Genomic DNA, 26,877 nt, shown 5'->3' with positions numbered 1-26,877 from the left:
TGTTGCGGCAGGACCGATTTCAGTGCGAAGCCAGATACTCTTCGAGGAGCGGTCCGATCGCGGACAGTGCCTCGGGCTCGATCATCTGGTTGTGCTCGCAGTCGATCGTGAACTCACGGATGCGTCCGGTGATCGCGGGCTGCCACACCTGGGGTGAATGCCGGGGGGTGGACTGCGCACTGCCGTCACCGCGTCCGGCGGTGAAGAACAGCAGGTCGCCGTCGAACACATCGGGTGCGTAGCGGTTCATGATCCGAGCCGAGGTGGTGAACCCCTCGTTGATGCGTTCGAGGTGCGCAGGGGTGAGACCCGTGTCCTGACCGAGGGATTCGTTGAGCAGATCGACCGCCTGCGCGTACGTCAGGTCCCGGACGTCGCCGTACGGGGCAAGATCGAGGCCCAACCCCTCGAGCAGTTCGACCACGGTCAGATGCCCTGGTTCCTCCTCCCCCTCGGTGAGGTAGCTGTCCATGATCGCCAGGGTGGCGACCTCCTCACCGGCGCCCCGCAGTTCGACGGCCATCGCGTGGGCGATCACACCGCCGAGCGACCAGCCGAGCAGGTGGTACGGCCCGTGCGGCTGCACCGTCCGGATCTCCTCGACGTACCGGTGCGCGAGCTGCTGCACCGACCCGAAGTCCGGACCGCCGCTCAGCAACGGCAATTGCAGACCGAACGCCGGACGGTCCTTCGCGAGGTACTGCACGAGGCCCGCGTAGCCCCAGGACAGGCCGATGCCGGGATGGATGCAGAACAGCGGTGGTCGTTCGCCGTTGGGGCGCAGCGGGATCACCACACCCAGGGCGTCGTCGACCGGGGAATCGCTGCGTCCCAGGTATCCCACCGGCAGGTCGATCCGCTTGGCCAGGCCCGACGGGGTCGGATCCAGGAACATCGTCTGCAGCGGCAGCTGCCGGCCGAGTCGGGCCTGCAGCTCCGACATGATGCGCGTGGCGATGATCGAGTTGCCGCCGAGATCGAAGAAGCTGTCGTCGATGCCGACGTGGTCGACCCCGAGGACGTCGGCGAACACCTCCGTCACCGCACGCTCGGTGGCGGTCGACGGTGGCCGGAACTCGGTGGTCAGAGACGTGAATTCCGGTGTCGGCAGGGCCCGGCGGTCGAGCTTGCCGACCGGCGTCAGCGGGATCTCGTCGAGTACCACCACCGCGGACGGCACCATGTGCGCGGGCAGTTGCGCCGCGACGTGCGCTCGGAGCTCACGGGCTTCGACGGAGTGCCCCTCCACCGGCCGGACGTACGACGCGAGCAGGGTGTCCCCGGACGGCCCCGTGTGGCCCAGCGTCGCCGCGAACGTGATCGCGGGATGCCGGGTGAGGACGGCGTCGATCTCGCCGAGCTCGATGCGGAAGCCGCGGACCTTCACCTGGAAGTCCGACCGGCCGATGTACTCGATCGTGTCGTCGTGGCGCCACCGGACCACGTCGCCCGTGCGGTACATCCGGGATCCGGGCGGGCCGAACGGGTTCGCGACGAACCGTTCGGCGGTCAGTCCGGGCCGGTTGTGGTAGCCGCGGGCCAGGCCGGGGCCGGAGATGTACAGCTCGCCGGGCACTCCGACGGGGACCGGGCGCAGGCGGCCGTCGAGGACGGCCTCCTCGAATCCGATCGCCGGTCCACCGATGTTGACGGTCTCGCCGGGCTGCATCGGGGCGCTGACACTGGCCTGGATGGTGGTCTCGGTGGGACCGTACCCGTTGAACATTCGGCGGCCGGGCGCCCACTTGGCGACGAGTTCGGGTGGGCACGCCTCCCCCGCCACCGCGAGGATCCGCAGCGACTCGAGTCCCTCGTCCTCGATCGAGGCCAGGGCGGTGGGGGTGATGAAGCCGTGCGTGACACCTTCCCGCGAGAGCAGGTCGGTCAGTTCGGCGCCGCCGTAGACGGTGGGCGGCACGATCACCAGGCGTGCGCCGGCGCTGAACGCCATCATCATCTCGAACACGGAGGCGTCGAAGCTCGGCGAGGCCAGGTGCGATACCCGGGCGTCGGGGGTGACCGAGAACCTCTGGCGTTCCTCCTCGGTGAGGTTCGCGATGCCCAGGTGCGTGACGATGACGCCCTTGGGTCGGCCCGTCGATCCCGACGTGTAGATGAGGTACGCCGGATGTGTGAGGTGCAGCGGCGCCGTTCGGTCGGCGTCGGTCACCGGCACGGGTGAGGCGTCCGCGAGCCGAGCCGCGATCGCGTCGTCGTCGAGGACCAGCCACGGCACCGTGTCCGGAAGTCGTTCGCGCAGTGCCGACGTCGTGAGCCCGAGGCGCGCACCCGAATCGGTGAGCATGTGCGCGATGCGTTCGGCCGGGTAGTTCGGATCGACCGGAACGAATGCCGCACCCGATTTCGCGACCGCCCAGATGGACACGATCTCGTCGATCGAGCGGGGCATCCCGAGGGCGACGAACGTCTCCGGGCCGACGCCGCGTCCGGCGAGGACACGGGCGAGCCGGTTGGACCGTTCGTCGAGCTGCCGGTAGGTGAGGGTGCGGCCGAGGTAGGACAGGGCCACCGCGTCCGGGTTCACGGCCGCCGCCGACTCGAGCAGTTCCGGCCACACGTGGGGTGAGACGTCGCTGCCGCCGTGCGCGGGTGCCAAGGCCGCGAGTTCGCCGGAGTCGAGGATCTCGATGTCGCCCACGGCGCGTGCCGGGTCGGCGACGACCGCCTCGAGGACGCGGATGAACCGGTGGGCGATGCCGCGCACGGTGGATTCGTCGAACAGGTCGGTGGCGAAGTCCAGCGACGCCAGGACCCCGGCCGGATCGCCGGTGTCGGTGAACTCCTCGGCGAGCACCAACTCGAGGTCTTCCTTGGCGACCTGGGCATCGATCCCGACTCCCTCGACGGTCAGGCCGGGCAGCTCGAGTCGCGGTCGCTCGTTGTTCTGGAACTCGATCGACACCTGGAACAGCGGCGAGTAGGACGTGGACCGGGGCGGATTGATCTCCTCCACCAGGCGCTCGAACGGCACCTCGGCGTGCCCGAACGCGGCCAGATCCGACTCGCGGACCTGCTGCAGCAGCGCGTCGAAGGAGGTGTCGTGGTCGATCCGGGTCCGCAGCACCAGCGTGTTGACGAACATGCCGACGAGCTCGTCGAGGGCCATCTCGCCGCGGCCCGCGATCGGGGTGCCGATCGCGATGTCGTCGGTGTCGGCCAGTCGCGCCAACACGGTGGCGAGTGCGGCGTGCATCGCCATGAACATGCTCGCGCCGTGCCGGTGCGCGAGTTCGGTGATGCGAGTGTGCAGTTCGGCAGGTACCCGGAACTCGACCCGGCCACCGCGGAACGTCTGCTGCACGGGACGGGGGCGGTCGGTGGGCAACTGGATGACGTCGGGCAGGCCCGCGAGCTCCTCGGTCCAGAACCGCAGCTGCCGCGAGATCAGCGAGTCGGGATCGGTGTCGGTCCCCAGCATCTCGTGCTGCCAGAGGGTGTAGTCGGCGTACTGCACCGGCAGCGGCGCCCACTGGGGACTCGTCCCCGCGGCCCGAGCGGTGTACGCGGCCATCAGGTCCCGGCCGAGCGGCGCCATCGAGTAGCCGTCGGCGCAGATGTGGTGCACGACGATGACCAGGACGTGGTGCTCGTCGTCGATCTCGAGGAGTTCGGCGCGCACCGGCGGTGCGGCGGTGACGTCGAACCCGTGCGAGGCGAAGGCGGTGATCTGCCGGCGCAGCTCGGCGTCGTCGTCGACCGGGACGGGCGTCAGGTCGGTGAGCACGTCGCCGACCGGCCAGACCTCCTGCGTCGGCTCCTGGTCGACGATCGGGTAGGCGGTGCGCAGCGACTCGTGCCGTTCGAGGACGTCGCCGACCGCGTCGCGCAGTGCGTCGGTGTCGAGTGCCCCGGTGAGGTTCACCGCCATCGGGATGTTGTAGGCGGCGGACGCGGTGTCGAACTGGTTGATGAACCACATGCGCTGCTGCGCGAGCGACAGCGGGATACGGTCCGGCCGTTCGCGACGGCCGAGCTCCGGCCGGGTGTGCCCGGTGCCGGCGCCGCGTTCGCGCGCGACCCACTGTGCGAGCGCGTGGATCGTCGGCGCCTCGAACAGTGCCCGCACCGGGATGTCGGCGTCGAGCAGGCCGCTGAGCCGGGCGGTGACGCGGGTGGCGATGAGCGAGTTACCGCCGAGATCGAAGAAGCTGTCGTCGATGCCGATCCGGTCGATGCCGAGCACCTCGGTGAACACGTCGGACAGCGTGTATTCGAGGGGGTTGGTCGGGGCGCGGAACTCGCCGCTGGTGAACGCGAACTCGGGTTCGGGCAACGCGGCGCGATCGAGCTTGCCGACCGGGGTCAGCGGGATCTCGTCGAGCACGGTCACCGCGGCGGGCACCATGTGGGACGGCAACTGTTCCGACAGCCGGTCGAGCAGGGCGCCCGTCTCGACGGTGGCCCCGGTCGTGGGGACCACGTACGACGCGAGCACGGTGTCGCCGGCCGGTCCGGGCACGCCGAGGGTGACCGCGAACCCGACCGTGGGATCGGCGGCCAACGCGGCGTCGATCTCGCCGAGTTCGATGCGGAACCCGCGGACCTTCACCTGGAAGTCCGAGCGGCCGACGTATTCGATCGTCAGGTCGGGGCGCCAGCGCACGATGTCGCCGGTGCGGTACATCCGTTCGCCCGGCTTACCGAACGGGTTCGCCACGAAGCGTTCCGCGGACAGTCCCGGACGCCGGTGGTAGCCGCGGGCCAGTCCGAGGCCGGCGATGTACAGCTCGCCGGGCACCCCGACCGGCACCGGTTGCAGGCGCCCGTCGAGAACCACCTCGTGGACACCGCGGATGGGGCCACCGATGGTGATCTGTTCGCCGACGGTCATGGGCGCGCTGATGTTCGACATGATCGTCGTCTCGGTCGGCCCGTACGCGTTGTGCAGGTCCCGGCCCGGGGCCCAGCGCGCGACCAGTTCCGGCGGGCAGGCCTCGCCGCCGACCGCGACGTGGGTGAACTCGTCGAGCCCGGTCGGATCGACGGTCGCGAGGGCGGCGGTGGTCACGAACGCGTGGGTGACGTGACCGTCGGCGAGGACGCGGGCCAGGTCGGCTCCGCCGAACACCGTGGGTTCGGCGATCACCATCGTCGCGCCCACACCGAACGCCTGCAGGTACTCGAACACCGCGCCGTCGAAGCTGGGGGTGGCGAAGTGCAGGGTCCGGGATGTGGCGGTGGCCCCGAAGCGGGCCTGCTGGTCGAGGGCGAAGTTGTCGAGGCCGCGGTGCGCGACGACGACGCCCTTGGGCCGGCCCGTCGACCCGGAGGTGTAGACGACGTACGCGGCGTGTTCGAGCCCGAGCGGCGCGGTGCGGTCCGCGTCGGTGACCGGGGCGTCGGAGTGGGCCGCGCAGGCCGCCGCGACGTCCGGATCCTCGAGGGTGAGCCAGGTGACGGTGTCGGGCAGCCGGTGTCGATGCGCCGCGACGGTCAGACCGAGGCCGGCACCGGAATCGGCGAGCATGTGTTCGATCCGTTCGGGCGGATAGTTGGGGTCGATCGGGACGAAGGCGGCACCGGTCTTGGTGACCGCCCACACCGCGAGCACCGACTCCACGGACCGGGGTATCCCCAGCGCGACGTACGACTCCGGTCCCACACCCTGGTCGATGAGGACGCGGGCGATCCGCGACGACCGGGTGTCGAGTTCGCGGTAGGTGACCTCGCGACCGGAGAACGACAACGCGATCGCGTCGGGGTCCAGGGCCGCGGCGTCGGTGAAGATGTCGGGCAGGGTGCGGATCGATCCGCCGACCGGGCCCTCGACCGGCGCCAGATCGTGGCGCTCGGTGTCGGTGAGCAGGTCCAGGCGGGCGAGCGGACGGTCCGGGTCGGTCGCGATGTGTTCGAGGACGACGGTGACGCGTGTCGCGATCGACTCGACCACGGCGGGATCGAAGACCTCGGGGAAGTACTCGAACTTGAGGTTCAGGCTGCCGTTCACCGACGCCACCAGCGACAGCGGGTAGTGCGCGGCGTCGCGGCCGTCGATACCGGTGACCTTGAGGCCGGCGATGTCGGTGTCCGCGGTCAGAGCGTTGCGGTCCACCGGGTACGACTCGAACACCGTGAGAGTGTCGAAGGTGGCGGCGGGGCCGGTGGCGCGCTGGATGTCAGCGAGCCCGAGGTAGTGGTGGTCGAGGAGCGCGGCCTGCTCGCGTTGGACGCGATCGAGCAGTTCACCGAGGGTTTCGCCGGCGTCGAGGGTGACCCGCACCGGCAGCGTGTTGATGAACAGACCGACCATCGACTCGATGCCGGGAATCTGCGGGGGCCGACCGGACACGGTGCCGCCGAACAGGACATCCGTGCGCGCCGTCAGCGCGCCGAGCACGATGCCCCACGCGGCCTGCACGACGGTGTTGAGGGTCAGCCCGCGCTCCCGGACGAGGGACCGCAGCGTGTCGGTGTGCTCCGCGGTCAGGGCCACCTCCAGTTCGGCGGTCCCGCCGCCGGCACTGGGGACGGCGGGGGCCAGCAGGGTCGGCTCCTCGAGCCCGGCGAGCGCCTTGCGCCACGCGTCGGTGGACTCGGCCGGGTCCTGCGTCGCCATCCACGCCAGGTAGTCGCGGTACGGGTGCACTCGCGGCAGCACGGACGCATCGGCGTCGGTCGCGTACAAAGTCAGCAGATCGCGGATCACCAGGGGTGTGGACCAGCCGTCGAGCAGGATGTGGTGGTTGGTGACGACCAGGCGGTAGTCGCCGGCACCGAACTTCACCAGCGTCATCCGGATCGCGGGCGCCGCCGTCAGATCGAATCGGGTCCCGCGATCGGCGGCAATCAGTTCGTCGAAGCGGCGGGCGCGGGTGCCCGGATCGAGGCGCGAGAGGTCCACCTCGGTCCACGGCAGTTCCACGCGGTCGGGGATCACCTGCACCGCGCCGCTGTCCGACGCGGCACCCTCGACCCGGACGAACGCCGCCCGCAGATTCGGGTGCCGGTCGAGCAGCGCCTGTCCCGCCCGCCACAGCCGGTCGGTGTCGACCGTGCCGCCCAACGACAGCGTCAGCTGCACCAGATACGCGTCCACGGAGTCGTCGGCGAGCATCGCGTGGAAGTGCAGGCCCGCCTGCAGCGGCGACAGCGACCACACGTCGTCCAGGCCCGGGTACCGGTGCTCGAGTGCCTCGATCGCGTCCTGGTCGAGCCGGACCAGGTCCAGATCGGACGGGGTGAGCCCGCCCGCTCCGGGATGCGCGGCGTGCCGTGCGAGCGCGGACAGCGCCCGCACCCACAGGTCGGCGAGTTCCCCCACGTCGACGGTCGCGAGGACCCCGCTGGGGAACGCCCACGTGGCGCGCAGCCGCGGCCCGTCGGGGGTGTCGCCGACGACGGCATTGACGTCGAGGGCGGACGCGACCGGCATCGTGGCGCTCGGGGCGTCGTCGAGTTCGGTGTCGGACCTCGGAACCCACGGCACGTCGGTGCCGGTCGAGGTTCCCCCGAGCCGGCCGAGGTAGTTGAACCCGACCTGCGGCACCGGCAGTTCCGCCAGCACCGGCCCCGTGCGCGGATCGAGGTACCGGAGCATCCCGAACCCGATGCCGTGATCGGGGATCGCCAGCAACTGTTCCTTGACGGCCTTGAGGGCTGCCCCGGCGGCCGGCCCCGCGGCGAACGCGTCGTCGACGTCGATTCCGGTCAGATCCAGGCGGACCGGGAAGATCGTCGTGAACCATCCGACGGTTCGTCCCAGGTCGGCCCCGGGCACCACCTGATCCTCGCGGCCGTGGCCCTCGAGGTTGACCAGTGCGGCGTCGGTGTCGGCCCCGCGGGTGCGCCGCCACCGGGTCAGTGCCATCGCCAGCGCGGTGAGCAGGGCGTCGTTGACGTTGCCGCGGAACACCTCCGGCACCGTCGTGAGCAGTGCCTCGGTGACCGCGGACGGCAGTTCCACGGACACCTTGTCGACCGTCCCGTACACGTCGACCGCCGGGTCGAGCGGACGCGACCCGATCACCGGGTCCGGGGTGTCGAGGGTGCCCTGCCACAGCTCGAGCTCGCGGTCCCGGCCTGCGGTGGCATCGGCCAGACCGTGCGCCCAGCGCCGCATGGAGGTGCCGGTCGGCGCCAGGTCGGGCAGCTCCCCCGCGGCGATCCGCGTCCACGCGGCGGCCAGGTCCGGAACCAGGATGCGCCAGGAGACGCCGTCCACGGCGAGGTGGTGGATCACCAGGAGCAGCCGACCCCCGGTCTCGCCGGCGTCGAACCACACGGCCTGCAGCACGGCTCCGGCAGCGGGATCCAAGCGGCCGGCGGCGTCGTCGAGCGCCGCACCCGCCACGGCGGTGAAGTCGGGTCCGGACAGTGCGTCGACGGGGATCCTGCTGATCAGGTCGTCGGCGTCGACCGCCCCGACCGGCCGGACCAGCATGTGCGGGTCCGGGCCGGTGTGTAGTTGCGCGCGCAGCATGTCGTGCCGGTCGACGACGGCCTGCAACGTGCGCGCGAGACGATCCCGGTCGGTGCCGCTCGGCAGCGCCAGGAGGGCGGTCTGCGTGTACCGACGCACGTCGTCGCTGCGCTCGAGGAGCCAGTGCATGATCGGGGTGAGTGGGAACTCACCGACCCCGCCGCCGGGGAGTTCGTCGAGGTGCACCGGAGTTTCCCCCGAATCGGCCGCGGCGACGGCCGCGAGGCCCGCGACACTGCGGTGTTCGAACACGTCACGCGGCGTGAAACGCAAGCCCGCGTCCTTCGCCCGCGACACCAGCTGGATCGACATGATCGAATCGCCACCCAGCCCGAAGAACGAATCGTCCACACCGACCGAATCCAGACCCAGCACCTCCGCGAACAGGCCGGCGAGGGTGCGCTCGACGTCGGTCTCGGGAGCGCGGCCGCGGGCGGCCCCGGTGCCGAACTCCGGTTGCGGCAGCGCCTTGCGGTCCAGCTTGCCGTTCGCGGTGAGAGGAAGCTCGTCGAGCAGCATCAGGGTCGCAGGAACCATGTACGACGTCAGTTCCCGGCCCACGTGACCGAGCACGTCCTGCGGGTCGACGTCGAGTCCCTGTTCGGGCACCGCGTAGCCGACCAGCCGCGCTGGTCCGGCGCCGTCCCGGTGCACGGCCACCACGGCCTGTGCGACGCCGGGGTACCGCAACAGCGCGGCCTCGATCTCGCCGAGCTCGATCCGGAAGCCGCGGATCTTCACCTGGAAGTCGCTGCGGCCCAGGTATTCGAGCCGCCCGTCGCGGTTCCAGCGGGCGAGGTCGCCGGTGCGGTACATCCGGGATCCCGGCGCACCGAACGGGTCGGCGACGAACCGGCTCGACGTCAGGGCGCTCCGGCCCAGGTAGCCGCGGGTCAACTGCTCTCCCGCGACGTACATCTCGCCGACGACGCCCGGCGGGACCGAGTGCAGGCGTTCGTCGAGGACGACCACCCGCAGGCCGGGGATCGCGCGGCCGATGACGCTGGCGTCGGCGGCCTCGGCGAACGCGCGGTCGAGTTCGAGATGGGTGACGTGCACGGTGGTCTCGGTGATGCCGTACATGTTCACCAGCCGCGGCGCGCTGTCCGGATGCCGCGTGTACCAGCGGCCGAGCTGGCCGAGGTCGAGGGCCTCGCCACCGAACACGACATACCGCAACGCCAGATCGGTTGCCGTCGTGCCCTGTTCGCTCGCGAGGCGGTCGGCCTCCGCGAGTTGGTAGAACGCGGTCGGCGTCTGGTTGAGCACCGTGACCTGCTCGGTGCGCAACAGGTCGAGGAACATCTCCGGCGAGCGCGCGGTGTAGAAGTCGACCACGACCAGCCGACCGCCGTGCAGCAGCGGGCCCCACAGCTCCCAGACCGAGAAGTCGAAGGCGTAGGAATGGAACATCGTCCACACGTCGTGTTCGTCGAACCCGAAGGCACCGGTGGTGTTCGCGAACAGGGTCAGCACGTTGCGGTGGGTGACCTGCACGCCCTTGGGGCGGCCGGTGGAACCGGAGGTGTAGATGACGTACGCCACGTCGTCGGGGCGCAGGGGCGTGAGCCGGTCGGCGTCGGTGACCGCCCGGTCCGGCGCCGCCGCGAGCGCCGCGGCGGTCTCGTCGGTGTCGAGACGGATCAGGGGAACGTCGGTCGACGGGATGGCGTCGGCGTCGGCGCCGGTGGTCAGCACACACACCGGCGCGGCGTCGGTGAGCATGTAGGAGAGCCGTTCGGCCGGATAGGTGACGTCCAGCGGCAGGTAGCCGGCACCGGACTTGATGACGGCGAGCAGCGCGACGACGAGGTCCGCCGACCGCGGCAGCGCCACCGCTACCAGTGTCTCCGGGCCCACCCCGAGCGAGACGAGATGCCGCGCGAGGCGGTTGGCGCGGGCGTCGAGTTCGGCGTACCCGAGCGTCGACGCCTCGTAGGTGAGCGCCGGACGGTCCGGGAAGCGGGCCGCGGCGAGCGCGAACCGCTCGGCCAGCGTCTCGTCTGCCGCGCGGGCCCCCTCCGCGTTCCACCGGTGCAGCATCGTGTCGAGTTCGGTCGCGGTGGTGATCGTGATGTCGCCGATCGCCCGTTCGGGCTCCGCCACGAGAGCGTCGAGCAGTCGGGTGAACCGCTCCCCCAGCTCGCGCACCGTGCCCGGGTCGAACAGATCCGTCGCGTAGGTGAAGACCGCGGCGATACCGTCCGGGACGCCCGCGTCGTCGTGACGCTCGGCGAGGGTCAGTTGCAGGTCGAACTTCGCCACCGCCAGATCGGCGGCGACCGGGTCCGCGACGAGGCCGGGCAGCTCGAGCCGGGGCAGCTCGTTGTTCTGGAACTCGAGCATCACCTGGAACAGCGGCGAATGCGCGGTGGAGCGTTCCGGGGCCAGCACGTCGACGAGGCGCTCGAACGGCAGATCCGCGTGCCCGAACGCCGCGAGGTCGAATTCGCGGGTGCGGGCGAGCAGGTCCGCGAAACCGCCCCCCGGGTCGACGTCGGACCGCAGCACCAGGGTGTTGACGAACATGCCGACCAGGTCGTCGAGTTCCGCCTCGCCGCGGCCGGCGATCGGGGTGCCGATCGCGATGTCGTCGGTGCCGCTGAGCTTGGCCAGCAACACCGCCAAGGCGGCGTGCGTGGCCATGAACATCGTCGCGCCGTGCCGCCTTGCCGACTCGGCCAGCGCCCGGTGCACCTCCGCGGGGATCTCGAACTCGACGCGGGCGCCGTCGAAGCTCTGCCGGGTGGGACGGGGTCGGTCGGTGGGCAGCGTGATCGCCTCAGGGAGCCCGGCCAGCGCCTCCGTCCAGAACGCCAGCTGTCGACGCCCCGGCGAATCCGGGTCGTCCTCGGAGCCGAGCACCTGGTGCTGCCACAGCGCGAAGTCCGCGTACTGCACCGGCAGCGGCGCCCACTGTGGGACGTGGCCGCCCGTGCGGGCGACGTAGGCCGCCATGACGTCCCGCGCGAGGGGTGCCATCGAGAAGCCGTCGGCGCAGATGTGGTGGACCACGATCGTCAGGACGTGCTCCTGCGGGCCGAGCCGCAGCAGTTCGGCGCGCACCGGCACGGCGGTGGTGACGTCGAACCCACGGGAGATCAGCGCCGCGATCCGCTCCGGAACGCGGTCCGGTGGTACGTCGACGGCGTCGAGGCTCGGCGCGGCCTCGGCGGCCGGCACCACCAGCTGGACCGGTTCGCCGTCCCGCGACGGGAACAGGGTGCGCAGCGTCTCGTGGCGCTCCTGCACGTCCGCGACCGCCGCGGTGAGAGCGTCGACGTCGAGGTCGCCGGTGAGGCGGACCGCGAGCGGGATGTTGTAGGCGGCGGATTCGGTGTCGAACTGGTTGATGAACCACATCCGCTTCTGGGCCAGCGACAGCGGAAGCGGGTCGGGCCGGTCCTGGGGCCGCAACGGTGGCCGGGCCGCCGCGTCGAGGTGCGCCCGCGAGACCCAGCGCGCGAGTTCGTGTGCGGTCGGCGCCTCGAACAGCGCCCGCACCCCGAGGTCGACGCCGAGAGCCGCGCCGAGTCGGGCGATCACCCGGGTGGCGATGAGCGAGTTGCCGCCGAGGTCGAAGAAGCTGTCGTCGACGCCGATGCGCTCGAGCCCGAGGACCGCGGTGAACGTGTCGACGATGGTCTGCTCGGTGGGATCGGTCGGGGCCCGGAACGTGGTGGCGGCGGGCAGGAACTCCGGTGCCGGGAGTGCGGCGCGATCCAGTTTGCCGATCGGGGTCAGGGGGATCTCGTCGAGGATCATGATGCTCGCGGGCACCATCTGCGCGGGCAGGTGCTCGGCGACGTACTCCCGCAGCGCACCCGGCTCGGGCTGCGCGCCGGCGACCGGCAGCACGTACGTGACCAGCGCCGTCTCCCCGGTCGGTCCGGGCCGTCCCAGCGTGACCGCGAACCGGATGTCGGGGTGGTCGCCGAACGCGTTGTCGATGTCGCCGAGTTCGATCCGGAAGCCGCGGATCTTCACCTGGAAATCGGATCGTCCGACGTACTCGATCGTGCGGTCCGCGAGCACACGCACCACGTCGCCGGTGCGGTACATGCGTTCGCCGGGGACCCCGTGCGGGTTCGCCACGAACCGTTCCGCCGTGAGGCCCGGACGCCGATGGTAGCCGCGCGCCAGGTTCGGTCCGGCGATGTACAGCTCGCCGGGAACCCCCGCCGGCACCGGCCGCAGGTTGGTGTCGAGCACCAGCTCGGACACCCCGCGCAGCGGCGCGCCGATCGTGACGGTTTCGCCGGTGACCAACGGCGCGCTGACATTCGCCATGACGGTGGCCTCGGTGGGCCCGTAACCGTTGTAGAAGCGCCTCCCGTGCGCCCACCGCGCCACCAGTTCCGGTGGGACGGCCTCGCCGCCCACCATCACCTCGGTGAACTCGTCGAGACCGGCGGGGTCGACGGTCGCCGCCGCCGCGGTGGTGATGAAGGCGTGCGTGACGTGCTGGTCGCGGATCAGGTCCGCGAGTTCGCTGCCGCCGTACACGCTGGTGGGAGCGATGACCATGGTCGCGGCCGGACCGAACGCCAGCAGGTAGTCCAGCACCGCGGCATCGAAGCTCGGAGTCGAGAAGTGCAGGGTCCGCGACGAGGGCCGGGTCGCGAAGTGCGTGAGGTACTCCTCGGAGAGGTTGTCGAGGCCCTCGTGCGTGACGACCACACCCTTCGGGGTCCCGGTGGTGCCGGAGGTGTAGATCACGTACGCCGGGTGCGTCAGCCGCAGCGGCACCGGCCGCGCGTCGTCGCCGACGGGCGCGGTGGACTGCGCGGCGCGGCGGCTTTCGAACGCGGGATCGTCCAGGACGGTCCACGGCACGGTAGCGGGCAGCCGGTCGCGCGCCCCGGTCACCGTCAGGCCCGCCGTCGCGCCGGAGTCCTCGAGCATGAACGCGATCCGCTCCGCCGGATAGTTCGGGTCGACGGGCAGGAACGCGGCACCCGTCTTGGCGACCGCCCACACCGCGACGACCGAATCGATCGACCGGGGAATTCCCAACGCCACGAACGACTCCGGACCCACCCCGTCGTCGAGGAGGACGCGGGCCAATCGGTTGGATCGTTCGTCGAGTTCGCGGTAGGTGACCTCGGTGGTGCCCGACACCAGTGCGATCGCGTCCGGATCGGCCGCGGCCGCATCGGCGAACAGCTGCGGCAGGGTGCGCACGGACCGGCCGGGACGGCCACGCAGCGGCACCAATTCGGCCCATTCCGCGTCGGACAGCAGCCGCAGGCGCGCCAGCGGGCACTGCGGATCCTCCGACATCTCGACGAGGACGCGCTGGACCCGCTCCGCCAGCGACCGGGCCTGCCCGCGGTCGAACAGGTCGGGCAGGAACTTGAGCTTCATCCGGAGCCGGTCGTCGGCGTTGGCGACGAGGGTGAGCGGATAGTGTGCGGCGTCGGAGCCTTCGTGCACGCGCACCAGGCGCAGCCCGGAGATGTCCGCGTCGGTGATCGCCGACCGGTCCACCGGATAGGACTCGAACACCGTGAGGGTGTCGAACGCCAGCGCCGGTCCGACGGCGTCCTGGATGTCGGTGAGGCTCACGTGGTGATGGTCGAGGAGTCCGGCCTGTTCGGACTGGATCCGGCGCAGCAACTCCCCCACCGATTCCCGCGCGTCGAGCCGCACCCGGACGGGCAGCGTGTTGATGAACAGCCCGATCATGGATTCGATGCCGGGGATGTGCGGCGGGCGACCCGACACGGTGCCGCCGAACACGACGTCGTCGCGGCCCGTGGTGGCGCCCAGCACGATCGCCCACGCGGCCTGCACCATCGTGTTCAACGTGACGCCCCACTGTCGGCCGATCGACTGCAGCCGGGCGGTGCGGGTGACGTCGAGCGAGATGTCGATCTCGGCGGGCACGGTGGCCTGTTCGCGGCCGCGGTCGAGCGGCGCCAGCAGTGTCGGTTCGTCGAGACCGGCGAGCGACCGGGTCCACGCCCGCACCCCGGCCTCCGGATCCTGTGCGGCGATCCATGCCAGGTAGTCCCGGTAGGCGTGCACCCGCGGCAGCACGGTGGTGTCGCCGTCCGTGGCGTACAGGGTGAGCAGCTCCTGCATCATCAGCGGTGTCGACCAGCCGTCGAGCAGGATGTGGTGGTTGGTCAGGATCAGCCGGTGCTCGTCCGGGCCGGTCCGCACCAGCAGGAACCGGATCAGCGGGGCCTCCGCCATGTCGAAGCGTCGGGTCCGGTCGTCGGCGATCAGCCGCGCCAGTTCGGCCTCCCGCACCGGCTCGTCGTGCTCGGACAGGTCGATCTCGTTCCACGGCAACGGCACCCGCTCCTGCACCACCTGGACGGGGGTGCCGTCGGGCCCGTGCACGAACGCGGCCCGCAGGTTGGGATGGCGGTCGAGCATCGCCTGCCCGGCCCGCCGCAGCCGGCCGGGGTCGGCGCCGCGCACGTCGAGCATCATCTGCACCAGGTAGGCGTCGACCGAGCGGTCGGCCAGCTGGGCGTGGAACAGCAGACCCGACTGCAGGGGCGAGAGCGACCACACGTCGGCGAGGTTCGGGAAGCGCTGCTCGAGCGTCTCGATCTCCGGCTGCCCGAGGTCGACCAGATCCAGATCCGACGGGCTCAGTCCGCCCGCCCCCGGCCGGGACACGTGCCGGGCCAGCGCGACCAGGGCCTCGGTCCACAGCCCGGCCAGCTCGGTGACGTCCGCGGCGGTCAGGACGCCGGCCGGGAAGCCCCACGTGGCGCGGAGCCGGGATCCGTCGGCCCCGTCGGTGGTGACCGCGTTGATGTCGAGGACCGACGCGACCGGCAGGTCGGCGTCCTGCAGGACGCTCAGGTCGGCGTCGTCGGTCGGTACCCAGCCGGCGGCCCGCTGGTCCTCCGGGACCGCCGCGGTGAGCCGGCCCAGGTAGTTGAAACTCACCTGCGCCGACGCCAGGCCGCGCAGCGCGCGTCCGCCCTCGTCGTCGAGGTACCGCAACATCCCGTATCCGATGCCGTGGTCGGGCACCGCCAGCAACTGTTCCTTGACGGCCTTGACCGCCGCGCCGGCGCCGCGCCCGCCCGTGAAGGCGTCGTCGATGTCGATTCCGGTCAGGTCCAACCGGATCGGGAACAGGGTGGTGAACCACCCGACGGTCCGCGCGAGGTCCGCGCCGGGCAGCACGTGGTCCTCGCGCCCGTGACCCTCGAGCGTCACCAGCGCGGTGTCGGCGTCGACGCCGTGGTCCCGGCGCCAGCGGACCAGGGCCATCGCCAGCGCGGTGAGCAGGCCGTCGTTGACGCTGCCGCGGAACGCGTCCGGCACCGTCGTCAGCAACGCGTCGGTCACGTCGGGTGAGACCTCGACGGTGACGGTCCGGGCGGTGGAGGCCACGTCCACCGCCGGATCGAGCGGGCGCGCTCCCAGCAGTGGGTCGTCCCCGGACAGCATCGCGCGCCACAGCTCGAGCTCGTCGCGGCGGTCCGCGGCGGCGTCGACGAGACCGTGCGCCCACCGCCGCATCGACGTGCCGACCGGTGCCGGGTCGGGCCGTTCACCGGCGACGATCTGCGCCCACGCGGTCGCCAGATCCGGTACCAGGATGCGCCACGAGACACCGTCGACCACGAGGTGGTGCACGACGATCAGCAGCCGCCCACCGCCCGACGCGGATTCGAGCCACACCACCTGCATCATCTCGCCCGCGGACGGGTCGAGACGATCCTCGGCCGCGTCGAGCTCGGCGCGGACGGTGTCGGCGAAGGCGTCGGTGCCGGGCGCCGCGTCGACCCGGATGCGCCGGATCAGCCACTCGGCGTACACCGAACCTGCCGGCGGCACGATCATGCGGTGCTCGCCGGGACGGATCCGGGCCCGGAGCATGTCGTGCCGATCCAGGACCGCCTGGACGGCACCGGTGAGCGAGGCGTCGTCGAGCCCCTCCGGCGCGGTCAGCAGCGCCGCCTGCGAGAACCGGTCGTGGTGTCCGCCGCGGTCGAGCAGCCAATGGGCGACGGGCAGCAGTGGCACGTCCCCGACGCCGCCGCCGTCGAGTTCGGCCAGGGTGGCGGTGTCCGCCCCGCTCTGCGCCACCCGGGCGAGCGCCTCGACCGTCTTGTGTTCGAACACGTCCCGGGGTGTGAAGTGCAGTCCCGCCGACTTCGCCCGCGACACCAGTTGGATCGACATGATCGAATCGCCGCCCAGCCCGAAGAACGAGTCGTCGACGCCCACCGAGTCCAGCCCCAGGACCTCGGCGAAGAGGTCGGCCAGCTGTCGTTCGCGTTCGGACCGCGGAGCGCGTCCCGCCGTGCGGGCGCCGAAGTCGGGCGCGGGCAGTGCCCGCCGGTCCAGCTTGCCCGCCGGACCGAGCGGGAGCGCGTCGAGCACCATCACCGCGGACGGAACCATGTACGACGCGAGGAACGTGCCGACGAACTCGGTGACGTCGGCGGGGTCGACCGCGGCGCCGGCTTCGGGCACCACGTACCCGACGAGTCGGCTCGCCGGCCCGGATCCGTCGACCGTGACGACGGCACGCGCCACCCCCGGGAACCGGCGCAGGGCGGACTCGATCTCGCCGAGCTCGATGCGGAAGCCGCGGACCTTGACCTGGAAGTCGGTGCGGCCCAGGTACTCCAGCTGTCCGGAGCCGTTCCATCGGACCAGGTCGCCGGTGCGGTACATGCGGCTGCCCGGGTCCCCGAACGGGTTCGCGACGAAGCGTTCCCCGGTGGTACCGGGACGGGCGTGATAGCCACGCGCCAGGCCGCTGCCGAGAACGTACAGCTCCCCCGGCACGCCGGCAGGCACCGGATGCAGCCGCGCATCGAGCACCACGAGCGACGTGCCCAGCGGGGGACGTCCGATCGTGACCGGGACTCCCACCGCGAGCGGTTCGCTGATGCTCGCGACGACGGTGGCCTCGGTCGGCCCGTACGCGTTGAACATCCGACGGCCCGGCGCCCACTGCGCCACCAGTTCGGGCGGGCACGCCTCGCCTCCGGTGGCGACGCACTCGAGCGCCGTCAGACCGGCGGGGTCCACCGAGGCGAGCGCGGCCGGCGTGACGAACGCGTGCGTGACGCGGTTTTCGCGCAATAGGTCCCGCAGCTCGTCGCCGCCGAGGACCGTGGGCGGCGCGACGACCATCGTGGCGCCCGAGCCCACCGCGAGTAGCAACTCGAGGATCGAGGCGTCGAAGCTGGGCGACGAGAAGTGCAGGGTCCGCGAGCGCGGTGTGATGCCGAACCGGGTCCGCTCCTCGGCCGCGAAGTTCGCGAGGCCGCGGTGCGAGACCACGACACCCTTGGGAATGCCGGTGGAACCGGACGTGTAGATCAGGTACGCGGGGTCGTCGAGCCGGACCGGTCGGACCCGGTCGGTGTCGGTGACCGGCCCACCGGGCTGGCGCTGCATCCGATCCCGGACGGCACTGTCGTCGAGCACGAGCCACTCCGTGACGGGAGGCAACGCGTCGCGGTGCCCGTGCACGGTGAGCCCGACGACGGCCCCGGAGTCGGTGAGCATGTGTTCGATGCGGTCCGCCGGATAGTTGGGGTCCACCGGGACGAACGCCGCACCGGTCTTGGCGACCGCCCACGTCGCGGTCACCGACTCGAGGGACCTGGCCAGTGCCAGTGCGACCACCGACTCGGGCCCGAGGCCGCGGGCGATCAGCAACCGCGCCAGCCGGTCCGAGTCCGCGTCGAGCTGCCGGTAGCTGAGTTCGCGTCCCTCGAACACCACCGCGGTGGCGTCGGGATCGACGACCCCGGCCGTCGCCAACAGCTCGGGCAGGGTCCGTGCGGGCACCCCCGCGCCGCCGCTCACCGGGGCGATCGCGGCCCGCTCGTCCGCCGTCAGCAGGTCGACGTCACCCACCCGGACGGCGGGATCGGCGGTGACGGCGCGCAGGACGGCACCGAACCGTTCGGCGAGGCGGGTCACGGTCGCCGGATCGAACAGGTCGGTCGCGTAGGTGAATCCGGCTGCCACCCCGGCCGGTTCACCGGACTCGGTGAACTCCTCGGTGAGAGTGAGTTGCAGATCGAAGTTGGTGGAATCGGTGCCGGTGTCGACGACGGTGACCGTCAGGCCCGGCAGCTCCAGTCGTGGCTGCTCGTTGTTGCGGAACTCGAGCATCACCTGGAACAACGGCGAGTGCGCGGTGGAACGCTCCGGTGCCAGCGCATCCACGAGGCGCTCGAACGGCAGGTCGGCGTTGTGGAACGCATCGAGGTCGCCGTCGCGGACCGCGGCGAGCAACTCCGAGTAGGTGGCGGCGGGATCGAAGTGGCTCCGCAGCACCAGTGTGTTGACGAACATGCCGACCATGTCGTCGAGGGCGGCCGCACCGCGGCCCGCGATCGGTGTGCCGATCGCGACGTCGTCGGTGTCGCCCAGTCGGGCCAGTAGGGCTGCCAGCGCCGCGTGTACCGCCATGAACACGGTCGCGTTGTGGGTACGGGCGACGGCGGTGAGCCGACGGTGCACGTCGGGTCCGAGCCGGAACCCGTGGACCGCGCCGCGGAGCGTACGTTCCGACGGCCGCGGCCGGTCGGTGGGCAGATCGAGGACCTCCGGGAGTCCGTCGAGGGTGCGCGCCCAGTACTCGAGTTGCCTGGACAGCACGCTGTCCGGATCGTCAGTGCCGCCCAGCACCTTCTGCTGCCACAGTGCGTAGTCCGCGTACTGCACCGCGAGCGGTGTCCAGTGCGGGGCCCGGTCCTCGGTGCGGGCGATGTAGGCGCTCATCACGTCCCGCGCGAGCGGTGCCAGCGAGAACCCGTCGGCGCAGATGTGGTGCACGACGATCACCAGTACGTGGGTCTGCGGGCCCACGCGCAGCAGCAGCGACCGCACCGGCGGGGCGACCGTGACGTCGAACCCGCGTCCGGCGAACTCGGCGACCCGTTCCGCGACGTCCTGTTCGGCCACCGACTCCGGCTCCAGGTCTGGTGCGACGGCCGCGGTCGGAACGATCACCTGGACCGGTTCGCCGTCGATCATGGGGAACCGGGTGCGCAGCGATTCGTGCCGGTCGAGGACGTCGGCGACGGCCGCGCGGAGCGCTCCGCGATCGAGGTCGCCGTCGAGGCGGACGGGCAGCACCACGTTGTACGCGGCGGAGCTGGTGTCGAACTGGTTGATGAACCACATCCGCTTCTGCGCCAGCGACACCGGGACGGCCGCGGGCCGTTCGGCGGGTCCGAGCGGTGCCCGCTCGGACCCGCGCATCCCACCGGACTCGATGCGCAGCGCGAGAGCGGCCACGGTGGGGGCGTCGAACACGTCCCGCACCCCGATGTGCGCGTCGAGCGCGTCGTTGACGCGCGCCACCAGCCGCGTCGCGGTCAGCGAGTTGCCGCCGAGGTCGAAGAAGCTGTCGTACACACCGATCCGCGTCGTGCCGACGAGTTCGCCGAAGATCAGTGCGAGGATTTCCTCGACCGGGCCACGAGGTGCCACGAACTCGGCCTCGACGGAACCGAATTCGGGAGCCGGCAACGCCCGGCGATCCAGCTTGCCGGTCGAGCCGAGCGGGAACTCGTCGAGCACCAGGATCTGCGACGGCACCATGTACGCGGGCAACGACTCGGCGAGGGACTCCCGCAGTGCCGCCGGCTCGAGTTCGACGCCCGGATCGGCGATGACGTACCCGACGAGCGCCTCCCCCACGAGCTCGTCGCGGCGCACCACGACGACCGCCTGTGCCACACCCGGTCGGGAGAGCAGTGTGGCCTCCACTTCGCCGAGTTCGATCCGCAGCCCGCGCAGCTTCACCTGGAAGTCGGTGCGCCCCAGGTAGTCGAGGGAGTAGTCGAGGTGTCCGGCCTTGCGCCAGCGGACCAGGTCGCCGGTGCGGTACAACCGGGTGCCCGGAGCGCCGAACGGGTTCGCGACGAAGCGTTCCGCGGTCAGGTCCGGACGTCCCACGTAGCCGCGGGCCAGCTGGACACCGGCCAGGTACAGCTCGCCCGGCACCCCGACCGGCGCCGGATGCAGGCGGGCGTCGAGCACGTACACCTGGGTGTTCCAGACGGGCGTGCCTATCGGGACGGAAACGGTGTCGGCGGCGGTGTACTGCCGGTAGGTGACGTCGACGGCGGCCTCGGTGGGGCCGTACAGGTTGTGGAGTTCGGCGCCCGCCGGACCGACGAACTCGGCGAACGCCTCCGCGGTGCTGGGTGGGAGCGCTTCACCACTGCAGAACACGGTGCGAAGTGACCGGCACTGCACCGGGTCGGCGCCGACGACGAACGCGGCGAGCATCGACGGCACGAAGTGGGCGACGGTGACACCCCGGTCGTGGATCAGCTGCGACAGATAAGCCGGGTCGCGGTGCCCCTCGGGCAGCGCGATGGCCAGGCTCGCGCCGTTCTGCAGCGGCCAGAAGAACTCCCACACCGAGACGTCGAAGGTGGCGGGGGTCTTCTGCACGACGACATCGGTGCCGGTGAGGTGGTACCGGTCCTGCATCCAGGCCAGCCGGTTCACGATCGCGCGGTGGCTGACGGCGACGCCTTTGGGCCGGCCCGTCGAGCCCGACGTGTAGATCACGTACGCGACGTGGTCCGGGCGGAGGGCGCCTACCCGCTCCTCGGGACGGATCGGGCCGTCGCCGCGGCCGGCGAGGTCGAGACTGTCGATCTCGAGCACGTCGATGTCGGTCTGCAGACCGGCACGGTCGCGGCGGGTGGTCAACACGCACGCCGGGGCGGCGCTCGCGAGGACGTACTCGGTACGGGCGGCGGGGTGGTCCGGGTCGAGGGGGACGTACGCGCCGCCCGCCTCGGTCACCGCGTACATCCCGATCAGCAGGTCGAACGACCGCCGCATCGACAGTGCCACCCGGCTCTCCGGACCCACGCCGCGGGCGATCAGCTCACGCGCGAGGCGTCGGGCGCGGGAGGCGAACTCCGCGTAGGTGAGCTGTTCGTCGCCGAACGTGAGGGCGACCGCGTGCGGGGTGCGTCGGGCCTGGGCGTCGAACAGATCGGTCAGCGTCGCGTCCGGCACCGAGTGCGCGGTGGCGTTCCACTCGTCGAGGACGAGTTCGCGCTCGCCGTCGACGAGGACGTCGATGTCGCCGACCCGGACCGCCGGATCGACGCTGACCGCGTCGAGGATCCGCAGGTAGCGTTCCGCGAGGGCGGCGACCGTGTCGGGATCGAACAGGTCTGTCGCGTAGGACAGCGTGGCCTCGATCGGGCCCGGGCGGCCCTCCTCGTCCGATTGTTCGGTCAGGATCACCTGGAGATCGAATTTAGCTGTGCCGGTGTCGATCTCGTCCACCTCGACGGCGAGCCCGGGCAGTTCGAGCCGATTTCGCTCGGATCCCTGCAACACCAGCATCACCTGGAACAGCGGCGAGTACGCCTCCGAGCGGGGCGGGTCGAGCACCTCGACCAGACGCTCGAACGGCACGGCGGTGTTGCCGAGGGCCGCCAGGTCGGTGGTTCGGGTGTGCGCCAGCAGATCGCTGAACGTCCCGCCGTGGTCCACCCGGCTGCGCAGCACGAGGGTGTTGACGAACATGCCGACCAGGTCGTCGAGTTCGGCCTCCCCGCGACCGGACACCGGTGAGCCGATCGTGACGTCGGTCGCGCCGCTGGCGCGGGCCAGCAGCACGGCCAGGGCCGCGTGCAGGACCATGAACAGGCTCGCCTCGTACTCGCCGGCCACCTCCAGGAGACGGCGGTGCAGGTGCGGGGCGATGGTGCAGCTCACCGTGCCGCCGCGCATCGACTGCTGCGGCGGCCGGGGGCGGTCGGTGGGCAGTTCCAGCAGATCGGGTGCCCCGGTCAATTCGTCGCGCCAGAAGGCGATCTGACGGGCAGCGAGGCTGCGCGGGTCGTCCTCCGCGCCGAGCAGTTCCCGCTGCCACACCGCGTAGTCGGCGTACTGCACCGCGAGCGGCGGCCACGCCGGTTCGGTGCCGGCCGCGCGGGCCCCGTAGGCGACCATGACGTCGCGCGCGAGCGGCGCCATCGACAGTCCGTCCGCCGCCACGTGATGCGCAACCAGGGCGAGCACGTGCTCGGTGGGGCCGAGCCGCCACAGATGTGCCCGTACGGGCAGCTGCACGGAGACGTCGAAGGGTGCGGTCGCGACGCCCTGGAGGCGCTGTGGCAGCTGCGTCTCGGTGACGTCCTCGGGCTCGAGGTCGAGCGCCGCGTCGGCGACCGAACGCACCTGTTGCACCGGGCCGTCGGAGGTGTTCGGAAACACCGTGCGCAGCGTTTGGTGGCGTTCGACTACGTCGGCGAGCGCGCCGCGGAGTGCGGCAACGTCCAACGGGCCGCTCAGCCGGACCGCGATCGGGATGTTGTACGCGGCCGATCCCGGGGCGAGCTGATTGACGAACCACATCCGCTGCTGCGCGAGAGAGACCGGCACCGGTCCGGTGTGGTCGCGCGGCACCAGTGGCGGGCGTGCGCCGTGGCCCGGTCCGGCGGCCTCGACGCGTGCGGCGAGCGCCCCCACGGTCGGTGCCTCGAACAGGTCGAGGACCGAGAGTTCGGTCCCGAGGGTCGCATTGATGCGGGCCACGATCCGGGTCGCGGTCAGCGAGTTGCCGCCGAGATCGAAGAAGCTGTCGGTGGTGCCGATCCGCTCCACGCCGAGCAGTTCGGAGAACACCCCGGCGATCTTCTTCTCGTCCAGGGTGGCCGGCGCGTGGAACTCGCCGGTGCCCACGTCGAACCGGGGCTCGGGCAGGGCCCGGCGATCGAGTTTCCCGGCCGGGGTCAGCGGGAGCGAATCGAGCACGACGACGCTCGCGGGCACCATGTGCGGCGGCAGCACGTCCGCGGCGTGCGCGGTGACCTCGGACGCCAGATGCTCCCCGACGCCGGTCTCCCGGTTGCTCTCCGCCTGCACGTACGCCACCAGCAGTGTGTCCCCCGACGGTCCGACGAACCCGGTGGCGAGCGCGAACCCGACGTCGGGGTGCGACCGGAGGGCGGCCTCGACCTCACCGAGTTCGATCCGGTAGCCGCGGATCTTGATCTGGAAGTCGGTGCGCCCCACGTACTCGAGCGAGTGCCGCCGACCGAACCGGCGCCAGCGCACCAGGTCACCGGTGCGGTACATCCGGGTGCCGTCGAACGGGTTCGCCACGAAGCGTTCGGCAGTGGTCCCCGCCCGCGCGTGGTAACCGCGGGCCAGCCCCTCCCCGTACACGTACAACTCGCCGGCGACACCCGGCGGCACCGGCCGCAGCCGAGCGTCGAGCACCAGTACCCCGGTGCCGATGGGCGGGCAGCCGATCGTGACGTCCTGCCCCACCACCAACGGGTCGGACACACTCGACACGACGGTCGCCTCCGTGGGGCCGTACGCGTTGAACATCCGGTGCCGCGGCGCCCACTGTTCCACGAGATAGGGAGGGCAGGCCTCGCCGCCGGTCACCACGCACTCGAGCTCGGGCAACGCGTCCGCGTCGACCGATCCCAGCGCGGCCGGGGTGACGAACGCATGGGTGACCCGTTCGTCGCGCAGCAGCGCGGTCAACTCGGCGCCGCCGTAGACGGTCGGTGGTGCGATCACCATGGTCGCGCCCGCGCCGAACGCGAGCATCAGTTCGAGCACCGATGCGTCGAAGCTCGGCGACGAGAAGTGCAGCGTGCGCGAATCGGGCCGCACCCCGTAGCGCCGACGTTCGTCCTCGGCGAAGTTCGCCAACCCGCGATGAGTGACGGTGACGCCCTTGGGGGTTCCGGTCGACCCGGAGGTGTAGATCAGGTAGGCCGGGTTGTCGATGCGAACCGGGGCCGAACGGTCGGCGTCGGTGATCGTGTCGGGCGACCACTGGTGCACCTGTGCGCCGAATCCCGGATCGTCGACGACCAGGGCCGGCACGATGTCCGCGACCGCGGCCGCATGCGCGGCGACGGTCAGTGCCAGCGTCGCACCGGAATCGGTGAGCATGTGCTCGATGCGATCGGCCGGATAGTTCGGATCCACCGGTACGAACGCGGCACCGGTCTTGGCGACCGCCCACACCGACGCCACCGACTCGATGGAGCGGGGCATCGACAGCGCCACCACCGATTCCGGGCCGACACCCCGGGAGACGAGCAGCCGAGCCAGCCGATTCGAGTCCTCGTCGAGGGCGCGGTAACTCAGCTGTCGGCCCTCGTACGTCAGCGCCGTCCGCGTGGGGTCGGTGTGCGCGGCCGCGGCGAGGATCTCGGCGAGCGTGCGCGGCTCCACGCCGTCGCCGCCCCACACCCCGGACAGCTGTCGGCGCTCCTCCTCGGAGAGCAGATCGATGTCGGCGACGACCGTCGACGGATCCTCGAGCACCGCGTCGAGCACGCGCAGGAACCGCGCCGACAACGTCTCGATGGTCTCCGGATCGAACATGTCGGTCGCGAACGCGAACGACGCGTGCACACCGTCCGGGACCGCGTCCCCGGCAGCGTTGCCGGCGAAGCGTTCCTCCACCGTCAGCCGCAGATCGAGGGCGGAGATGTCCGGTCCGGTGTCGACGCCGCGCACCACCAGGCCGTCCTCGTCGAGATGCGGGGTGCGGCCGTCGAGGAACTCGAGCATCACCTGGAACAGCGGCGAGTGCGCGTTCTCCCGCGTCCGGTCCAGCGACTCGACCAGCTGCGCGAACGGTGTCTCGGCGTGCCGGAATGCAGCGGTGTCGGCGCGGCACACGTCGGTGAGCAGGTCGTCGAACGTCAGGCCCGGCGACAACCGGGTCCGCAACGTGAGGGTGTTGACGAACTCTCCTGCCGGGCTGCGGCCCGTCACCGGCGTGCCGATCGCGACGTCGTCGACGTCGGCCAGGCGTGCCAGCAGCACCACCAGCGCCGCATGGACGGCGGCGAACACCGTGCAGCCCCGGGCCTCGGACTGCGCGACGACGGCCCGGTGCACCGCCGCGGGGATCTCGAAGTCCACCCGGTCGCTGGCGAGGGCGCGCCGTGCCGGGCGGGGCCGGTCCGACGGCAGCGACAGGATGTCGGGCAGGCCGGCCAGCTCCCGCGACCAGAACTCGAGTTGCGCCGCGGTGCGCAACAATTGGGCGCCCACCACCGAACTCTCGGCGTGGATGTCGGCGACCCGGGTGTCGGCGGAGGCCTGCACGAACTCCTCCACCAGTTCGAGGAACCGGCGGTGGTGGGTGTGCAACGCTTCCTGCGAGTAGCGTCCGGGATTCGCCCGGAACTCCACGAATGTTCTTGTCGGACTGCCGCTCTGGAAGAAGTTGACGAGCAGGTCCTCGACCGGGCCGGAGGTGACGATGTGGTATTCGCCCTCGATGTCGCCGAGGGTCATCTTCTGGTGGAAGAGCATGACGTTGACCATCGGTCCGGCCAACCCGCGGGCGGTCCCGGTGAGACCGGCATCGCGGCGGATGTCCTCGATGCTGCACCGCTGATGCCGCAGGGCGCCCATCAGTTCCAGCTGGATCCGGCCCACGAGGTCGGCGACGGTGTCGTTGGGCAGGACCGTCGCACGCAGCGGTGCCACGTTGACGAGCATGCCGCCGGACCGCTGCAGCGGCGCCGTGGTGCGGGCCGAGACGGGCATGTTGACCAGCACGTCGGTGCGCCCGGTCATGCGGGCGAGGTAGCACGCGAAGGCCGCGATCAGCACGGCGGCCGGCGTGGCCTCGAGTGTCCGATCGGTGGAGTCGAGTGCGGTGATGACGGCCTCGGGCAGCGGTGCGCTCTCGAGCCGGCTCACCGCGGAGACCGGTGCGTCCGTCTCGGCCAGCGTGGACCCGGCCTCGATTCCGGCGATGTGGTCGGCCCAGTACTCACGATCGGCCTGGAAGCGACCGGACGCGCGATACTTCTGGTCGATCGCGAGGAGCTCGTGCAGATCGAGCGCCCGGTTCGGTTCCGGATCCCGGTGCTCGAGCGCGGCGGTGTAGAGCGCGGCGATCCGGTTCGCTACCGTCATGCCGCTGTACCCGTCGAGGGCGACGTGATGAATCCTCGTGTACCACAGGTACTCTCGATCACCGACCTGCAGGATGGTCATGTCGATGAGGCGATCGCGGGTGAGATCGATCGGGACCGAGTAGTCGTGTTCCATCCAGGCGTGCGCGGCGGCCGTCGGATCCGGGTGATCGCGTAGATCGACCTGTTCGATGGATGTGTCGGTGTCGGGGTCGATGAACTGGTAAGGCTCGCCGTCGACGTCGATCAGGTGCAGGAACGGCGACTGGAACTCCTCTGCAGCGGTGACCGCGCAGCGGCTCAGCAGGTCGACGTCCAGGTCGCCCTGGAGCGTGACGTACTGCGCGATGAAGATGGGGACCGCCGGCGTGAGTTGCTGGGCGAACCACATACTTCGCTGCACCGCGGAGAGCGGAAACGCTTCCGCGGGAAGAGCTGGTGTGCCGGAACCGTGACCGACCGGTTCCCGAGATCCTGACATCGTCATTTACACGCCCCCTGCGAGCAGAATGCCCTGGTTGCATCGGGACCACACCATAT

At 71.1% G+C, this 26,877-nt stretch carries 1 protein-coding gene; it reads right to left on the bottom strand.

From position 1 onward, the window contains the following. Positions 1–19: 19 nt before the first annotated feature. Positions 20–26,824, bottom strand: a complete 26,805-nt coding sequence (locus A6I89_RS13460; RefSeq protein WP_044990988.1) for a non-ribosomal peptide synthase/polyketide synthase — start codon at positions 26,822–26,824, stop codon at positions 20–22. Positions 26,825–26,877: the final 53 nt, after the last annotated feature.

The sequence above is a fragment of the Prescottella equi genome (assembly GCF_002094305.1).
Taxonomy (GTDB): Bacteria; Actinomycetota; Actinomycetes; order Mycobacteriales; family Mycobacteriaceae; genus Prescottella; species Prescottella equi.
The sequence above is the reverse complement of the archived record's forward strand: the minus strand, read 5'-3'. Positions and strand labels throughout refer to the sequence as shown.